This window comes from Methylobacterium sp. J-078, assembly GCF_022829285.1.
GTDB lineage: Bacteria > Pseudomonadota > Alphaproteobacteria > Rhizobiales > Beijerinckiaceae > Methylobacterium.
In genome coordinates, this window is sequence record NZ_JAKSYI010000132.1 from 117,686 (window position 1) to 135,125 (window position 17,440).

General features: G+C 70.1%; 7 protein-coding genes and 1 tRNA gene. 5 read left to right on the plus strand and 3 right to left on the minus strand.

Translation table 11 applies throughout. The annotated features are described in order from the left end of the window. Positions 1 to 56: 56 nt before the first annotated feature. The 3 genes from bcsA to MKK58_RS23255 form a co-directional block, all read right to left on the minus strand. A complete protein-coding gene (gene bcsA, locus MKK58_RS23245; protein ID WP_243915275.1) occupies positions 57 to 2,450 on the minus strand; it encodes a UDP-forming cellulose synthase catalytic subunit in 2,394 nt (797 codons plus the stop codon). Between the two features lie 75 nt (positions 2,451 to 2,525). Next, positions 2,526 to 3,260, minus strand: coding sequence for a cellulose biosynthesis protein BcsS (bcsS, locus tag MKK58_RS23250; protein ID WP_243915491.1), 735 nt, complete (start codon positions 3,258 to 3,260; stop codon positions 2,526 to 2,528). A gap of 965 nt (positions 3,261 to 4,225) precedes the next feature. After that, positions 4,226 to 4,300 (minus strand) — tRNA-Val (locus MKK58_RS23255). A gap of 250 nt (positions 4,301 to 4,550) precedes the next feature. Between MKK58_RS23255 and MKK58_RS23260 the strand changes: the two genes are divergently transcribed. From MKK58_RS23260 to MKK58_RS23280, 5 genes are all read left to right on the plus strand, one after another. Next, a complete protein-coding gene (locus MKK58_RS23260) occupies positions 4,551 to 5,597 on the plus strand; it encodes a hypothetical protein (protein WP_243915277.1) in 1,047 nt (348 codons plus the stop codon). Between the two features lie 2 nt (positions 5,598 to 5,599). Further along, positions 5,600 to 7,774: a glycosyltransferase family 2 protein gene (locus tag MKK58_RS23265; protein ID WP_243915281.1), complete on the plus strand. Its 2,175-nt coding sequence runs from the start codon at positions 5,600 to 5,602 to the stop codon at positions 7,772 to 7,774. Positions 7,775 to 8,240: 466 nt separating this feature from the next. Then, entirely contained in the window at positions 8,241 to 15,662 is a 7,422-nt protein-coding gene (locus MKK58_RS23270) for a type I polyketide synthase (RefSeq protein WP_243915287.1), read from the plus strand. A gap of 25 nt (positions 15,663 to 15,687) precedes the next feature. Then, complete coding sequence (locus tag MKK58_RS23275) at positions 15,688 to 17,064, plus strand: aminotransferase class I/II-fold pyridoxal phosphate-dependent enzyme (protein WP_243915289.1); 1,377 nt, start codon at positions 15,688 to 15,690, stop codon at positions 17,062 to 17,064. Positions 17,065 to 17,274: 210 nt separating this feature from the next. Next, the gene (locus tag MKK58_RS23280) at positions 17,275 to 17,427 is read left to right on the plus strand and encodes a hypothetical protein (RefSeq protein ID WP_243915290.1); all 153 of its coding nucleotides are present in this window, start codon (positions 17,275 to 17,277) and stop codon (positions 17,425 to 17,427) included. The last annotated feature ends 13 nt before the right edge of the window (positions 17,428 to 17,440 follow it).

Here is a 17,440-nt window from a genome sequence, read left to right on the forward strand (position 1 = left end):
TCGAGCTCGGATCCGAGGGGTAGGCTGTCCGGGGACGCGTTTGCGGGCGGGCGACCTTAGCTGCGCAGCCCCGCCGGGGCGGTGACCATCCGGTCGGAGGACCGGCGACCGCGCTCCGACTCGTCGGCGGCGTTCTCGGTCTCGACCATCAGCTGGAGCCAGCTCGGCGACCCTTCGGCGGGCGGCGGAGCGGTCGCCGGCTTCGGCGCCGGCTGCGCGGCCGGATCGGCGGCGCGCCGGCGCGCGCTCGCCGCGCCCGCCTTCGGGGCCTCCTCCGCGACGGGGCGCTGCGCGGTTTCCGTCATCAGGCAGGCGAGCGCCCGGATCGGTCCGGTCAGGCCCCAGCCGATGAACTGCACGGTCCCCGACAGGATGTCCTTGTGGGTGCGGCGGCGCTGCTGGAAGCGGACCATCGCGCCGGCATCGCCGTACATGATGTCCGCGAGGGCGAAGTAGCTGCCGGGCGTCAGGGTCTCGAAGACGAGGTCGCACACCGATTCCTCGCCGGCGGCGGTGACGCCGGCCACGCGCACCGGGATCGTGCGGGCATGGCTCAGGAGCGGCATGGGGGCCTGGTGCGTCGCCGAGAGGGTGCCGACCGAACCGTCGTCGCTGCGGCGCATGGGAACCACGGCGTCCATCCGGATCCGGCACCGGGCGCTGGAGATGCGCTCGACGGTCACGTCGATGACGTTCCCGTTGAGGGTGAGCACCGCGGGCCGGTCGACGGGCAGGGACGGCGCCGTCTCGGTCTGGCGCCGCTCGGTGGCGACGCCGAGGGCGGCACCGGCGGTGATGAGGTTGAACAGGTTCCAGAGGCCGACCACCAGCATCAGGTCCGTGACGCCGGGCTCGAAGGCGTAGCGGTAGGCGGAGACGGCCGCCCCGAGGAAGAGCACCGCGAAGACGACGAAGTAGGGCAGCGCCAGGGGGGAGAGCTGGTCGTGGTCGAGGCTGACGTTCTTGGCCGTGACGTTGAAGGTCGGCTTGCGCGGCGACAGGATCACGGCGGCGGTCGCCTTGATCAGGAACAGTCCCTGCACGTACTCGTACAGTTCCGAGACGAAGGGCCAGCGCACCCGCCCGTAGAGGTAGTTCTGCATCATCAGGTTCACGACGATGTAGGTGGCGGTGTAGGCGATGGCCTCGTCGACGTTAGCGACGACGATCTTCATGTCGAGGAAGATGTACAGGAGCGGCGCCGCCATGAAGATCAGGCGCGGCAGCGGGAAGAACCAGAACGTCATGCTCGACAGGTAGCAGAGCCTCTGGATCGGCTTCAGCCCACTCTTGAAGAGCGGGTTCTTGAGAAGCATGATTTGAAGCATACCCTGGCACCAGCGCGAGCGCTGCCCGATGAAGGCCGACAGCGTCTCCGGCTGGAGGCCGGCGATCAGGGGCTTGTCGACGTAGAGGCTGGTCCAGCCGCGCGAATGCAGCTCGAAGGCGGTCTCGCAATCCTCCGTGATGGTGATGCCGGAGAAGCCGCCCGCTTCGTCCAGCGCGCTGCGCCGGAGCAGTGCGGCCGAGCCGCAGAAGAACGAGCCGTTCCACTTGTCGAGGCCGCACTGCCCCACCGCGTAGAACATCTCGTTCTCTGAGGGCATCCGCTCGAAGGTCTTCAGGTTCCGCTCGATCGGGTCCGGGTTCAGGAAGGCGTGCGGCGTCTGCACGAGGAACAGCTTCGGATCGGCGCTGAAATGGCCGACCGTGTCGCGCAGGAAGGAGCGGAAGGGGACGTGGTCGGCGTCCAGCACCACCACGATCTCGCTGATCGAGTTCTGGAGGCCGTTGTTGAGGTTGCCCGCCTTGGCGTGGAGGTTGCGCCGCCGGGTCAGGTAGGACACCCCGAGATCTGCGCAGAGAGCCTGCAGGACCTTGCGGCGCGCCCGCGCCTCTTCGGCCTTGGCGGCATCGACGTCGGCGCATTTCTGGTCGGTCCCGCCGTCGTCGAGGAGCCAGACGGTGAATTTGTGGGCCGGGTAGTCGAGGGATTTCGCGGCCGCGAGGGTCGTCGCGAGGATGTGACGGTCCTCGTTGTAGCTGGGCACGAAGATGTCGACGGTCGGCAGGTCTTCGTCCGCCTCCTGCGCGGGCAGGGGGCGGCGCAGGGGATCGGCGTTGATCACGAGGCTGACCGCCAGGATGTAGAAGCAGTAGAGTTCCGCCGCCACCAGGATCAGGCCGGCCGTGAAGCCGGGCAGGTCGCTGACCGGCGGCAGCGTGCTCGACAGGCGCCAGTAGACGTAGCGCAGCACGACGAGGCTGCCGACGGCGAGGAACATCAGGCGCCCGGTGCGCCCCTTGGCGAACAACCAGAGGAGGACCATGACCCCGATGGCCCCGAGGCTCATCTCGAGCTGGACGTCCGTGCCGAGCGGCTGCGACAGCAACAGTATGGTCGACGCGGCGCTGGCGAGCCAGATCGTTCGAACGAGAAAGGGTGGCATGGGGCCACTCCGCGTTAGGCGAGGGAAGGACGGGACGATGGAATGCCGCGACGGCGGTGCATTTCCGGCTCGATTTCAGAACGCGATGCGGCCATCGACGCTGGTGTAGTATCCACCCTTGCGGATACGGTCGAACGCGTAGCCCGCCCCGAGGGAGAACTTCATCGGGCCGATGGCGAAGCCCGTGATGTGCCCGCCGGCGCGCCAGCCGTTGAAGAACTCGTCGCCCAGGAGCGTGGCCTCGGGACCGACGAACACGCCGGGCACCACCGCGACGCCGGCGCGGATGCGCGCGTAATAGGCGTTGAACAGCGTCGAGTAGGAGGCGTTGGCCGAGAACAGCGTGTTCTCGGTGGGGTTCACGTAGAGGTCCGCCGCCACCTTCACGCCCAGGCCCGTACCGACCACCGGATTGCCGGGGTCCAGGATCGAGAGTTCGTTGCTGCGCACGTTCATGCCGATGTAGCCCGCGAGCGCCGCTTGCTGCCAGATCCACTCGTAGCCGAGCATCACCGTGCCTTCCTGCTGGACGCCGGTGACCGTCTGGCGGACGGCCGCGCCCGGATAGGAATAGGTGCCGGCCACCCCCTGCAGACGCACCCGCAGGCCGTCGTTGAGGAGGTTGCCGACGGGCGCGATGGTCGCCGTGATGGTCCCGAACGCGGAGTTGTTGGTCGTCACGGTGGCGCCCGCATCGACGGCCACGATCCACTCGTCCCCCGCCACTTCCTGCGCCGCGCCCGTGTACCAATCGGCAGCGAGGGTCGAGGTCGGCGCGAGGGCCAGCAGGCCGAGGAGGGCCGGCAGCATTCTGGGGAAATGAGACACGGTGCGGTGCCCTTGGCGGTTGCAGGATCGCGCCTCATTTCGCGCTGCATCATCAAACACTCGCGTGGTTAATGACGGGTTAATCAAACCGGCCGGTTGCCCGTCGAGGGAGGTCACGACGATTGCGTTCGACTGTGCCCCTGCGCGCGATATCTGTCTTCGAACGTAACCGAAAATAACAATCAAGAATGAATAAAGTAGTAATGTTAATTTAATTTATAGTATCGTGTTAAGATTATGAGACAATGAAGCTGATGTCAAAATCTATCAACGATAGAGACGATCATCTTGCGCAGAGATCGTCGTGCGTGGCCCAAGAGTTGAGCGGTGCATTTGGGAACGATGCGGACGAAGGCGACGATGTGGACGTCTGTGAGGGTGCCGGGATAGCGCCCGTGATCCTGGACGAGCTGACGGAGGCGCGTCGCCCGGACGCAGGAGCGCCCCGCCGCCCAGCTTTGTGGCGGCAGGACGAAGCCGCGCCTTGGCCTCCGGCGCTTGGCTTCAGGGAATGTGATGATCACCGGTTCGATGCCGTGCGTGGTCGCGGCCTCTGCCCGGTCCAGCCCCGGTCGCCCCATGCCAGATCGACGTCGCCGCCGGTGGCGACGGCCGGGTGGACCTTGGAGCCCTGCTCGCGCTTGGCTTCGTCGCAGCCGGCGCGCTCGCCGCTCCCGGGCGTCGAGCGCAGGGTCCGATAATCGAGGATGGCCGCGCTCGGCTTTGGCCGCGGTCGGAGGCCCGGCGCGAAAGTGCCCCCGGATCGTGCGCGTGTTGCCCGCAGCGCGGGTGGGCATTGTGTGAAGAGGTCATGCCCCTTCATCGAAATCCCGACTGTCGCAGGGCCATAACGGCCCTCCATCGAACAGCCCGAAATGCGAAAAGGGCCCCGTTTCCGGAGCCCATTTTCGCAACCATCCAAGTCTAAACCATCCAAGCAAGCTGGATGGTGGGCGCGACAGGGATCGAACCTGTGACCCCTACCATGTCAAGGTAGTGCTCTCCCGCTGAGCTACGCGCCCTCATCGGTGCCGTCCGGCGCCGATGAAGGGGGCTATAGCCGGAGGTCCGGGGGGGCGCAAGGCCCCTCGCGCATCGAAGATGCGCCGGGTTCGTCCGGTTCACCGCATCGAAGATGCGCGGGATTCCGATGACGCTGCACTGCGATGAAAAATGCGCTAAGGCCGGCACGGCGGTCCGCCCGGCCTGCGCGCGACGCGCGGCAGGCATCGGTTGAGGCAGGCATTGGTTGAGGCAGACATCGGTTGAGGAATGCGATTCTACGTCGATCATGATCTCGGAGCGCTGATCCGGTGCTGGGTCGCGCCGGACAATCCGGCGGCGATCAGCCGGATCTACGTGGCCCTGGAGGGACGCCGGGTCGCGGAACTCGACGCCTGGCTCGTCGACGACGTGATCCGGCTCCAGGGCTGGCATTCCACCGGCCAGTGCGTGTTCGAGATCACCGACGCCCAGGCCCCGGGGATCAGCCAGGCCCGGCGCGTGGAACTCTACGACGCGGACACCAACGTGCTGATCTACCGGCGCTCGCCGCGCACCGACGTGATCCGGGCCAAGGTCGTCCTGGTCGACACCAGCATCAACGGCGACAGCGCGATCCAGTCCGTGCTGTTCGACCATTTCCAGCAGAGCTACTTCGGGATCGGCACCCTCTCGGACGAGGTCCTGCGGGTGCTGTTCGAGAGCCCGTGGCTGACGTCGTCCTTCTTCTCGGGTCTGATCCTGATGCCGCGCTACGAGGGGTGCTTCGTGGGCGACGAGATCCTCACCACGACCCTGATCCACGACCCCTACGTGGAGATGGCGACCCGCTTGCTCTGGCTGAAGGCGCGCGCCGCCATCACGGCCGATCCGGCCCAGGCCTGGCGCGCGGGGCAGCTGAAGGAGGCGGTCCAGGCGGTCAACGACTATGACTTCTCGGACAGCCGCAGCCTGAAGCGCTTCTTCCGCATGCTGCCGGAATCGGCCTACCGCATGCTCTACAACCCCCTCACCCGGCAGTTCAGCACCAAGCTGCCGGACGACCGCCTGATGCCGGGCCATTCCATCGTGGCCATCGAGGTCCTGGCCCGCATGGGCATCGTCGGCCACCGCGACTTCTTCGAGGCCTTCGCCGCCACCCTCTTCGATCGCCTCGGCATCGACGCGCAGGCGCCCGCTCCGGCGCCGATCCCCGGCGAGGCGCTGGAACTCGCCGACCGCCTGCGGACCCTGAAGGCCGCCGAGGAGATGCTGGTGTTCGACGTCGCCATGGCGGACGCCGTGCGCGACGCGGTCTCGAAGGGCTGGAACGCCTGAGCATGGACGCCGCCCCGGTGGCCTCCCTTCCGCGACGGGGCGGTGCTCCGCGCGCGCGGGCCTTCGTCGCGGATGGCGGCGGCCTGACCCTCGACGTGTCGGATGCCGGCCTCGGCGGCGTCTGGGCGACGATCCGGTTCCGCGACGCGGGCAGTGCGGGCATCGCCCGCCTGGTGCTCAGCGCCCTCGTGGAGGGGCCGAAGGGCCTCCCGGAACCGGTCGCCCTGACCGAGGCGCCGGCGGGGGGCGACGATTTCCTCTGGACGGGCCGGTTCCCCGAGGGCGTGCGGTCCTTGCGCCTGTCACCCCTGTCCCGCGAGGTGCCGTTCCGGCTCACCGCCTTCGCGGTCCGGCGCCGCGGCCGGATCGCCCTGGTGGCGGGGGCCCTGCGCCGGGACCCGGCTCTGGCGGCGCGGGCGGTGTACTGGCGCGCCCTCGGCCTCAAGATCCGGGGTCGCGCCCTGCTCCTGCGCGCCCTCGAACACCGGGCCGAGACGGGCTATGCGGCCTGGATCGCCCGGTTCGATACCCTGTCGGACCCGGATCGTCGGCGCATGCGGGACGAGGTCGCGGCTTGGGCCGAGACCGCGCCGCTGATCTCGGTGGTGATGCCGGTCCACGACCCCGACCCGCGCGTGCTGGAGGCGGCGATCCGGTCGGTGCGCGGCCAGATCTATCCGCATTGGGAACTCCGCATCGTCGACGATGCCTCCACCGACCCGGCGATCCCGCGGCTGCTCGCCCGGCATGCCGGCGCGGAGCCGCGCATCCACGTGCAGCGCCGGGCGCAGAACGGCCACATCGCCCGCGCGACGAACGATGCGCTGGCGGAGGCGCGAGGGCGCTTCGTCGCCTTCCTCGACCACGACGACGTGCTGGCCGAGGGCGCGCTCTACCACGTCGCCGCCGCGATCTGCTCGGACCCGGACCTCGTCCTGATCTACAGCGACGAGGACAAGATCGATGGCCGCGGGCGCCGCTTCGAGCCGCATTTCAAGTCCGATTTCGACCGCGAACTCCTCTACGGGCAGAACTACGTCAACCACCTGACGGTGGTGCGCGCCGAGGCCGTGCGCGCGGCCGGCGGCCTGCGCCCCGGCTTCGAGGGCAGCCAGGACCACGATCTGCTCCTGCGCCTCACCCCCGGCCTCGACGCGAGCCGCGTCCGTCACATCCCGCGGGTGCTCTATCACTGGCGCGCGGCCGGCGGCTCCGGCACCTTCTCGGACCGGGCCCTGGCACGCACCGAGGATGCCCGGTTGCGGGCCCTGGCGGATGTCGCCGCGCCCTCGGGCGCGCGGGCGGAGCGGGGGCCCCTCGGCTTCAACCGGCTGGTGCGGCCTCTGCCCGATCCGGCGCCCCTGGTCTCGGTGATCATCCCGACGCGGGACCGGGCGGACCTGCTGGACCTGGCCCTCGCGGGCTTGCTCTCGGGCACCGACTACCCGGCGATCGAGGTCATCGTCATCGACAACGACAGCCGCGAGGCGGCGACCCGCGCGCTGTTCGCCCGGCACGCGGCGGATCCGCGGGTGCGCGTCGTTCCCGTGCCGGGGCCCTTCAACTTCTCCGCCCTCTCGAACCGGGGCGCCGCGTCGGCACGGGGGAGCGTCCTCCTATTCCTCAACAACGACATCGAGGTGATCGCGCCGGGCTGGCTGCGGGAAATGGTCTCGATCGCCCTCGATCCCCGGATCGGGGCCGTGGGCGCCAAGCTCCTCTATCCCGACCGGACACTTCAGCACGGGGGCATCATCCTCGGCATCGGCGGCGTCGCCGGCCACAGCCATCCCGGCATCCCCGAATCCGAGCCGGGCTACTTCGCCCGCATGGTGCTGACGCAGGAGGTCTCGGCCGTGACCGGGGCGTGCCTCGCGGTGCGGGCGGGGCTGTTCGCCGCCTGCGGCGGCTTCGACGCGGACCATCTCGCCGTCGCCTTCAACGACGTCGATCTGTGCCTGCGCCTGCGCGCGGCCGGATACCGCAACGTCTGGACCCCGCACGCGGTGCTGATCCACCACGAATCCAAGAGCCGTGGCCCGGAGGACACGCCCGAGAAGCGAGTCCGGTTCGAGGGCGAGGTCCGCGTCATGAAGGCCCGCTGGGAGAGCCAGTTGAGGTCGGACCCCTATTATAACCCCAACCTCTCGCGGACATCCGGTCGGTTTCGGCTCTGATGGTGCGGTGCAGCATCGATCGTCTGCACCGCAAAGTCGCCGCATTCGCGGGCTCTATCGAAGGTGTCACGTCCGTGATGTCGGGGTCATCCGCCCAGGCAGCGCGTTTCACCGCGAACCCCCGGTGGGAGCCGGACGGAGACGCCCCGACCTTGCGTGGCCGGCCCCGGCCGCAACGAGGCATTCACTGCCGATAGTCTTGCCCGCATGCCGGTTGCCGCGGTGGGCGTCGGGATTATCAAGAGAAAATCCGGGTCTATTCGGGCAGAATGCGGGCCTGACGCGGATCATCTTGGCGGATCAACTGGTGAAGACGTGCAACAGGGTCTGTACATTCGGACCGAGATCCTGTTCGCGACGCCCTCGCCGGTTGGACACCGACTTGGAGCCATACTAAGGATCGCGTGGATCACTCCGGTGGCGCCAGACGATCTGTCCCCCGTTCAAGAGCGCGTGCGAATCGAACGTGACACAACGTACAGACATCGCGATCATCGGCCGCGCCTGCCGGCTGCCCGGCGCATCGAGCGTCGAAGGGCTCTGGCAACTCCTCACCGAGGCGCGCTGCGCCGTCGGGCGCATCCCGGATGATCGCTGGTCGCTGGAGCGGTTCGGGCATCCCCGGGCCCAGGAGCGCGGCAAGAGCTACACCTGGTCGGCGGGCGTCCTCGACGACATCTGGTCCTTCGATCCCGGTGTGTTCGGCATCTCGCCCCGCGAGGCCGAGCAGATGGACCCGCAGCAGCGCCTGCTGCTGGAGCTGACCTGGGAGGCCCTGGAGGATGCGGGCCTGCGTCCCTCGGACGTGGCCGGTAGCCAGATCGGCGTCTTCGTCGGCGCCTCGTCCCTCGATTACGGCAACCTGCGCGTCCTCGACACCTCGTCGGGTGACGCCTACGCGGCCACTGGCAACACGCTCTCGATCCTGTCGAACCGCATCTCGTACATCTACGACCTGAAGGGCCCGAGCTTCACCGTCGACACCGCCTGCTCGTCCTCCCTCGTCGCCCTCGACGCGGCGGTGGCGGCCATCTCCAGCGGCCGGATCGACACGGCGGTGGTGGCCGGCGTCAACCTGCTGGCGAGCCCCTTCAACTTCATCTGCTTCTCCAACGCGCAGATGCTCTCCCGCACCGGCCTGTGCCAGGCCTTCTCGTCGAGCGCCGACGGCTACGTGCGCTCCGAGGGCGGCGTCGTCCTCGTGCTGAAATCGGCGCGTGCGGCGCTGCGCGACGGCAGCACCGTGCGCGGCGTGATCGCGGCGAGCGGCGTCAACTCGGACGGGCGCACCACCGGCATCTCGCTGCCCTCCGGCTACGCGCAGGGCGCCCTGCTGGAGCAGGTCTACCGCGAGGCCGAGATCGACCTCGATTCCGTGGTCTTCGTCGAGGCCCACGGTACCGGCACCCCGGTCGGCGACCCGATCGAGGCCGGCGCCATCGGCGGCAAGCTCGGACGGCCCCGCAAGGCGCCGCTGCCCATCGGCTCCATCAAGAGCAACATCGGCCACACCGAGCCGGTCTCCGGCCTCGCGGGCCTTCTTAAGGCGAACCTGGCCCTCGAACACGACCTGTTCCCGACCTCGCTGCATGCGGCCGAGCTGAACCCGGACATCCCGTTCAGGGATCTCAATCTCTCCGTCACGAACAAGCCCCTGCCGCTGCCGCGCACCGGCAAGCCGCGCTTTGCCGGCGTGAACTCCTTCGGCTTCGGCGGCACCAACGCCCATATCGTCCTCACGGACGGCGCGCCCGCCGCCGTGCAGGCGCCCGCCTCCGGGGCGGGCCGGACGCCCGAGGTGCTGCTGCTCTCCGCCCAGAGCCGCGCGGCGCTGAACGAACTCGCCCTCGACTATGCCGAGCGCCTCGAGGGCGCCGACGCGGACCAGGTCGCCCGTATCGCGGGGGCCGCCGCGCATCGCCGCGAGCGCCTGTCCTCGCGCCTCGCCGTGCCCCTCGATGCCGACCTGCCCGGGGTGCTGCGCGCCGTGGGCGAGGCGGAGGACGCCCCCGCCGCCCTCCTCGGCACCGCCGTCGACCGCGCGGCCGAGGTCGCCTTCGTCTATTCGGGCAACGGCAGCCAGTGGGCCGGCATGGGCCGCGAGGCCTACGACGCGAACGCCGCGTTCCGGAAGGCTTTCGACCGGATCGACGCGCTGTTCCGGAAGCTCTCCGACTGGTCGCTCAAGGAGGCCCTGTTCGCCGAGGATCTCGAGACGCGCCTCGCCCTGACCCGGGTCTCGCAGCCGCTGATCTTCGCGATCTCCAGCGCCTCGACCACCGCCCTGCGGGCGCACGGCCTCAAGCCCAGCTACGTGCTGGGCCACAGCGTCGGCGAGATCGCGGCGGCCGAGGCCGCCGGCATCCTCAGCCTCGAGCAGGCCGTGAAGGTCATCTTCTACCGCAGCAAGCACCAGGAGACGACGCGCGGCTTCGGCACCATGGCGGTGCTGCTGGCGCCGGCCGACGAGATCGCGGTCTTCCTGCAGGATTATCCCAGCCTCGACATCGCCGCCTACAACAGCCCCAAGGCCGTCACGGTGGCGGGTCCCGTCGAGGACATCGACGCGGCCATGAAGGCGCTGTCGCGCAAGCGCCGGCGCGGGCGCAAGCTCGACCTGGAATACCCCTTCCACGGCCGCCTGATGAACCCGACCGAGAAGCCCCTGCTGCGGGATCTCGCCGGGCTGAAGCCGCGCGCCGCCACCACCGCCATGATCTCCACGGTCACCGGCACGGTGCTGGCCGGCGAGCAGTTCGGCGCCGGTTACTGGTGGCGCAACATCCGCGAGCCGGTGCGCTTCTGCGAGGCCGTGCAGGAGGCGACCCGCCAGGGCGCCCGCGTCTTCGTCGAGGTCGGCCCGCGCGCCACCCTGCTCTCGCATATCGGCGACGCCATCGAGCCGCTGGGCATCGAGAACGCCACCATCGGCGTGCTCCACCGCAAGCCGGCCGGCGGGGACCCGATCGCCCGCACCGTCGCGGCCGCCCTCGTCCAGGGGGCAGCCGTGGACGAGGACACCGTGTTCGGCGCCAACCCGGCGGGCGACGTGCCGCTGCCGCTCTATCCCTGGCAGCGCCGCCCGTTCCGCCTCGCAGAGACCACCGAGGGCGTGGGTGCTGCGACCCCCCGCCCCTACCACCCGCTCTACGGCTCCCGGCTCACGCCGGACGGCCTCGAGTGGCACGGTCACGTCGACATCGCGACGGTGCCAGACCTCGACGACCACCGCATCGACGGGCAGGCCATCCTGCCGGGCGCGGCCTTCATCGAGATGGCGCTCGGCGTCGCCCGCGAGGCGATGAAGAGCGACACCGTGGTGCTCGCCGAGTTCGAGATCCAGTCGCCGATGGTGTTCGGCGAGGATTCCCTGCGCGAGGTCGCGGTCCGCATCGCCGGCTCCGGCAACGCCATCCAGGTCCTCAGCCGCCCCCGCCTGACCCAGGCCGCCTGGCAGATCCACGCGGCGGCCAAGATCATCGACGGCAGCTTCGAGGCGCCGGCCCCGGTGGACATCCACGTCCCCGAGGAGCACGCGGTGGAGGGCGCCACCCTGTACCGCCTCGCCGCCGCCTCCGGCCTCGGCTTCGGCCCGAGCTTCCGCCAGGTGGCGCTCAGCGCGCGCCTGGACGAGACCACCATCGTTTCCGAACTGGTGCCGGCCGAGGCCGATGCCCGCTTCGGCCTCGTGCCCGCGCGCCTCGATTCCTGCTTCCACGGCCTGATCCTGCTCTTCGCCGGCCTGATGGGCGAGGGCTCCACCAAGGCCTACGTCCCCGTCCGCTTCGGCGAGATCCGCCTCGTCAAGCCCGGCGCCGTCATCGCCCGCGCGCTGATCAAGACCCGGCGCGCCAACGAGCGCAGCATCCTGGCCGATTTCACCCTGGTGGATGCCGAGGGCGAGGTCGTCGCCACCCTGCGCGAAGGCCGGTTCCAGGCCCTGCGCGCCAAGAACGGCAGCGATCTGGCCGCCTACGCCATCGCCCAGCGCCCCGAGCTCGCCACCGAGCCCACCGCGATTCCCCTGACGCGTGGCGCCCGCATCGCCGATGCGATCCGGCCGGCGGTCAAGGCGGCCTTCGCGGCCTCCGAGGCGCCCCTGGCCCCCGGCCACCTCCTCCTCGAGGGCTGGGCCACCTCGATGGCCTACCGCCTCGCGGAAGGTCTCCAGCGCGCCGGCACCGTGGCCATCGACGAGCGGGTTCCGGAGGCGATGCGCCCCTGGCTCCTGAACGCCCTCCTGGCGCTCGAGAGCAGCGATCTGGCGACCCTCGACGGCGAGCGCTGGATCCTGCGCAAGGACGTCACCCTGCCGGCGCCCGACGAGATCATGCGCTGGATCGCGGCCGACCATCCCGAGCTCTCGGCCGAGCTGGTGCTCACCGCCGATATCGGCGCCGTGGTCGCGCGTCTGCTCGCCGGCGGCCTCACCGCCGCCCCGACCCTGTCCCAGAACGCCCTCGACGCGTTCATCCTGCGCAGCGCCACGGCGCGCGCCTCCGCCGATCTCCTGGCCTCCCTCGTCGAATCCGGCCGGGGCGCCCTGCCCCGCGACCGGGCCCTGCGCGTGCTCCAGGTCGGATTCGGCCCGCTCTCGGCGCAGGCCGCGGGCTTCACCGACGCCGTCGAGGCGCAGCTCACGGTGTTCGAGGCCGACCGGCGCCTGGCCGAGCGCGCCCGCCTCGCCCTGCCGCGCGGCGTCACGATCATCGAGGATCCGGCCGAGCTCACGGCGGGGGGCTTCGACGCCATCCTGGCGAGCAACGTCCTGCATCGCTCCGACCGGGCCCTCCTGGGCCAGGTCTCCGACGCCCTCGCCACGGGCGGCTTCCTCCTCGCGGTGGAGCCCGGAGCCTCGCTGTTCCGCGACCTCGTCTTCGGCCTGACCCCGGACTGGTTCGACGGCGCCGGCGACCTGCCGGTCGGACGTCTCGACGACATCACCGGCTGGCAGCGCTCCTTGAGCGACACCGGCCTCGTGCGGGTGGCGGTGGACCGGGCGGCCTCGGCCAACGGCGACGACCTCCTGTTCATCGCCGAGGCCCCGCCGCGCACGAAGCCCGCCGCCGGGCAGACCTTCGCCTTCGTGATCGGCTCGCATGACGCCGTCGCGGCGGAGACCGCCTCCTCGCTGGCCACCCTGCTGGTGGCCAGCGGCGTCCACGTCTCGATCATCCTCGATTCCGAGCAGTCCCTGCTCGAACTGGAGCGCGAGACGCCGGACACGGTGGTGTTCCTGGCCGGTGCCTTCAACCACGAAGGCTCGGCCGCCGACCGCCTGCGCGAGCGCTGCCTCAGCCTCAAGCGCTGCGTCGAGCATCTGGGCAGCCGCCAGACCCGGCTCTGGGTCGTCTGCCCCGGCGCCACCCGCGACGGGGGCGACCCGACGGGCTCGGTGGAGGCCGGCGTCTGGGCCTTCAGCCGGACATTGGCCAACGAGGTCGCCAACCTCGACGTGCGCCGGATCGACCTCGCCGAGGCGCTCTCGACGAAGACCGCCGCCGAGCGCCTGCGCGACCTCATCCTGTCGGGCACGGCCGAGACCGAGATCATCCTCGACGCCGAGGCCACCCGGGTGATCCGGTTCGCGCCGGGTCAGCGCGCCCGCCGTCCCGCCGCCGACGCGGTGCCGGCCGACGCGGCGCGCCTGGAGCGCAGCAACACCGGCGGCCTCAACGAGATGGCCTGGGGCCCGGCAGAGCGCCGTGCGCCGGGTCGCGGCGAGGTGGAGATCGCGGTGGAGGCCACCGGCCTCAACTTCCGCGACGTGCTCTGGGCGCTCTCCATGCTGCCCGAGGAGATCCTGGAGGACGGCTTCGCCGGTCCCCGCCTCGGCCTCGAAGTCGCCGGGCGCGTGCTCTCGGTGGGCAAGGGCGTCGCGGCCTTCAAGCCGGGCGACCGCGTCGTCGCCTTCGCGCAGTCGGGCTTCGCCACGCACGTGGTCGTGCCCGAGCTCGTGGTGGCGCCGAGCCCGCCCGGACTCGACGCGCAGGCCGCCGCCACCGTGCCGGTGGCCTTCCTCACCGCCTATTACGGCCTCGTCAGCTGCGCCCGCCTGCGCCGGGGCGAGTGGGTGCTTGTGCATGGCGGCGCCGGCGGCGTCGGCCTCGCGGCACTCCAGATCGCCAAGCTCAAGGGTGCGCGGGTCATCGCCACCGCCGGGTCGCGGGAGAAGCGCGCCCTGGTCAAGGCGCTGGGGGCCGAGCACGTGCTCGACTCGCGCTCGCTGGCCTTCGTGGACGATGTCCGCCGCATAACCGGTGACGGTGTCGGCGTGGTGCTCAACAGCCTGTTCGGCGAGGCGATGGAGCGCAGCCTCAACGTCCTCAAGCCGTTCGGCCGCTTCATCGAGCTGGGCAAGCGCGACTACGTCGCCAACACCCATATCGGCCTGCGTCCCTTCCGCCGGAACCTCTCCTATTTCGGCGTCGACCTCGACCAGGTGCTCCAGCACCAGGGCGAGGACGGGGCCCGGCTGTTCCGCGAGGTCATGGCCCTGTTTAAGGAGGGCGGCCTGAAGCCCCTGCCCTTCCAGCCCTTCACGGCGGACGAGGTCTCGGACGCCTTCCGGCTGATGCAGCAATCGGGTCACGTCGGAAAGATCGTCATCGCGCCGCCGAAGCCCGGCAGCGTGATGCAGGCCGAGACATCCGCCTTCTCGATCTCGCCCGAGGGCGTCCACCTCGTCACCGGCGGCCTCGGCGGCTTCGGCATCGAGGCGGCCCGCTGGCTCGCGGATCGTGGCGCCAAGCACATCGTCCTCGTCGGGCGCAACGGGGCGGCGAGCCCCGAGGCCAAGCAGGTGGTAGCCGATCTCGGCGGGCGCGGCGTCAACGTCGCGGCGATGGCCTGCGACATCACCAGCCGCAAGGCGGTGGACGGCCTGCTTGCCGAAGTGGAGCGCAACGGCCGGCGCCTCGCCGGCGTGATCCACGGCGCGATGGTGCTGCAGGACGGTCTCATCGCCAACATCGACGCCGCCGCCCTCGACGCGGTCATCCGCCCGAAGGTCATCGGTGCCGAGAACCTCGACGCGGCGACGCGGGGACGCGCCCTCGACTATTTCGTGATGTTCTCCTCGGCCACGACCTTCATCGGCAATCCCGGCCAGGGCGCCTACGTCGCCGCCAACGGCTTCATGGAGGGCCTCGCCCGCCGCCGCCGCAAGGCCGGGCTGCCGGCGCTGGCCGTCGCCTGGGGCGCCATCGGCGATGTCGGGGTGCTGGCCCGCAACCGCGCGGTCATGGAGACCCTGGCGGGCCGCGTCGGCGTCACGCCGATGGATGCCCGCCACTGCCTCGACCTCATGGCCGACGCCCTCCAGGGCCAGGGCGGCAGCCCGGACGACGCCGTGATCGCCATCGCCTCCATGCACTGGGGCAAGGCGCGCGAGCGCCTCGCCACCATGAAGAGCCCGAGCTACGCCGAACTGGGCTCCGACCAGCAGATGGAAGCCGGCACCGTGGCGGCCATCAATATCGGGATGCTCCTGAAGACCCAGGACATCGACGCGGTCCGCAAGACGGTGGCCGACGCCATCGTGGAGGACATCGCCCGCATCCTGCGCCTGCCCAAGGACGACATCAGCCGCGTTCGCCAGCTCTCCGAAATCGGCCTCGACTCGCTGATGGGCGTAGAACTCGGCGCCAGCCTGCAGGAGCGCTTCGCCCTGGAGGCGCCGCCCTCCGGCATCTCGTCGGGGCTGACCGTCAACGAACTGACCGAGACCCTGATCCAGTCGATCTCGGCCCCGGTCGACGAGGCGGCCGCGGCGGTGATGAGTCTCGCCCAGCGCCATGCCAGCGAGGGCGTCGACGTGCGCACCCTCGAGCCCTTCCACGCCCTGGTGGAAGAGAACAGCCTCGTGATCAAAGAAATCCTGCCGTGAAAAACTCCGCCGTGAAAGTATCCGCATGAGCAATCCCGCGAGACCGGATGGCGGACGCGCGGCCCTGGCGGGCTTCGTCACGAACCGCATGGGGCGCAGCGCCAGCCGGCCGGCCACGGCCCGGCCGGCCCAGCGGCCCTCGAACGATCCGTCCGTCCAGAACTTCGAATCCCTGCCGGGCTACCGGGAATTGCGGCTCCAGCGCTCGGCAGCCGACCTGATCGGCCTCGGCAACCCGTTCTTCCGGGTGCACGAGACCCGGGCCAGCGCCACGACCCGCATCGACGGCAAGTCGTTCATCAACTTCTCGTCCTACGACTACCTCGGGCTCAACGGGCATCCGGACGTGAACGCGGCCGCAGCCCGCGCCATCGAGGTCTACGGCACTTCGGCCTCCGCGAGCCGGATCGTGGCGGGCGAGCGCCCGGGCCACCTCTCCCTGGAGAAGGCCCTCGCCGAGCACTACGACACCGAGGCCTGCGTGGTGATGGTGAGCGGGCACGCCACCAACGTCACCACGATCGGCGCCCTGCTCGAACCCGGCGACGTGATCTTCCACGACGCCCTCAGCCACAACAGCATCGTCACGGGCGCGCAGCTCTCCGGCGCGCAGCGCCGCTCGTTCTCCCACAACGACCTCGACGCCCTGGAGACCCTGCTGGGCGCCACGCGCCACGAGCACCGCCGGGCGCTCATCGTGGTCGAGGGCCTCTACAGCATGGACGGCGACGCGCCGGACCTCGCCGCCCTCATCAGCTTGAAGCAGCGCTACGATTGCTGGCTCATGGTCGACGACGCCCACGGCCTCGGCGTTCTCGGCCGTACGGGCATCGGCCTCGCCGAGCATTGCGACGTCGATCCGCGCGGGGTCGACATCTGGATGGGCACGCTCTCGAAGACGCTGTCCACCTGTGGCGGCTACATCGCCGGCCCGGCGCCGCTGATCGAATACCTGAAATGCACCGCCGGCGGCTTCATCTTCAGTGTCGGCATCTCGCCGCCGCTCGCCGCCGCCGCCGAGGCCGCCCTCGAAATCATGCATGCCGAACCGCACCGGGTGGAGCGCCTGCGCCAGAACGGCCACCTGTTCCTGTCCTGCGCCAAGAAGCACGGCCTCGACACGGGCACGAGCCTCGGCCTCGCAGTCATCCCGGTCATCATCGGCGATTCCCTGAAGTCGGTGACCCTGTCGGACCGCCTGTTCAAGCGCGGCATCAACGTGCAGCCGATCATCCACCCGGCGGTGCCGGAGCGCTCCTCGCGCCTGCGCTTCTTCATGACCTCCGAGCATACGCCGGAGCAGATCCGCGAGACCGTGGACGCGGTCGCCGAGGAACTCGCGGCGATCGAGAAGGGCGGCTCGCTCATCGAGCAGCTGATGGCCAAGCGCGGCAAGCCGTAGGCTTTCGGTGCGGCGCCCGCCCACGACGCGTTAAATTTTAAGCATTGGCGCCCGGCGCCGGTGCTTTTTTGCGCGTCTCGCCCGCGTGCGGCGGATTGCCCTCGGGCCCTGAACAGGAGACGATCCCCTCGCCATCTCATGTCTCAGTCGCCTCCGGAACCCGGCCCGGGATGCGGCGTTCGTCCCAAGCCCGTCGGTCAGGAGCCCGTGATGAGACAATCGACTGCCGCTTCCATCGTGCGTCGTCTGATCAAAACCGTCGCCGAGGCCAGCCGGTCGTTCATCGGTTCGGTGGTCGAGGGTGCGATGCCGGCGCCGCAGCCGGTTCCCGTTCGGGTCCGCGCGGGCCGTCAGCAGCGCTGAGGCACCCCGGCCG

Bases quoted from the DNA above. Each gene is read 5' to 3' on its own strand.
- MKK58_RS23260 (WP_243915277.1), top strand. From the start codon at position 4,551: ATGCGATTCTACGTCGATCATGATCTCGGAGCGCTGATCCGGTGCTGG.
- bcsS (WP_243915491.1), bottom strand. From the start codon at position 3,260: ATGCTGCCGGCCCTCCTCGGCCTGCTGGCCCTCGCGCCGACCTCGACC.
- MKK58_RS23275 (WP_243915289.1), top strand. From the start codon at position 15,688: ATGAGCAATCCCGCGAGACCGGATGGCGGACGCGCGGCCCTGGCGGGC.
- bcsA (WP_243915275.1), bottom strand. From the start codon at position 2,450: ATGCCACCCTTTCTCGTTCGAACGATCTGGCTCGCCAGCGCCGCGTCG.
- MKK58_RS23280 (WP_243915290.1), top strand. From the start codon at position 17,275: ATGAGACAATCGACTGCCGCTTCCATCGTGCGTCGTCTGATCAAAACC.
- MKK58_RS23265 (WP_243915281.1), top strand. From the start codon at position 5,600: ATGGACGCCGCCCCGGTGGCCTCCCTTCCGCGACGGGGCGGTGCTCCG.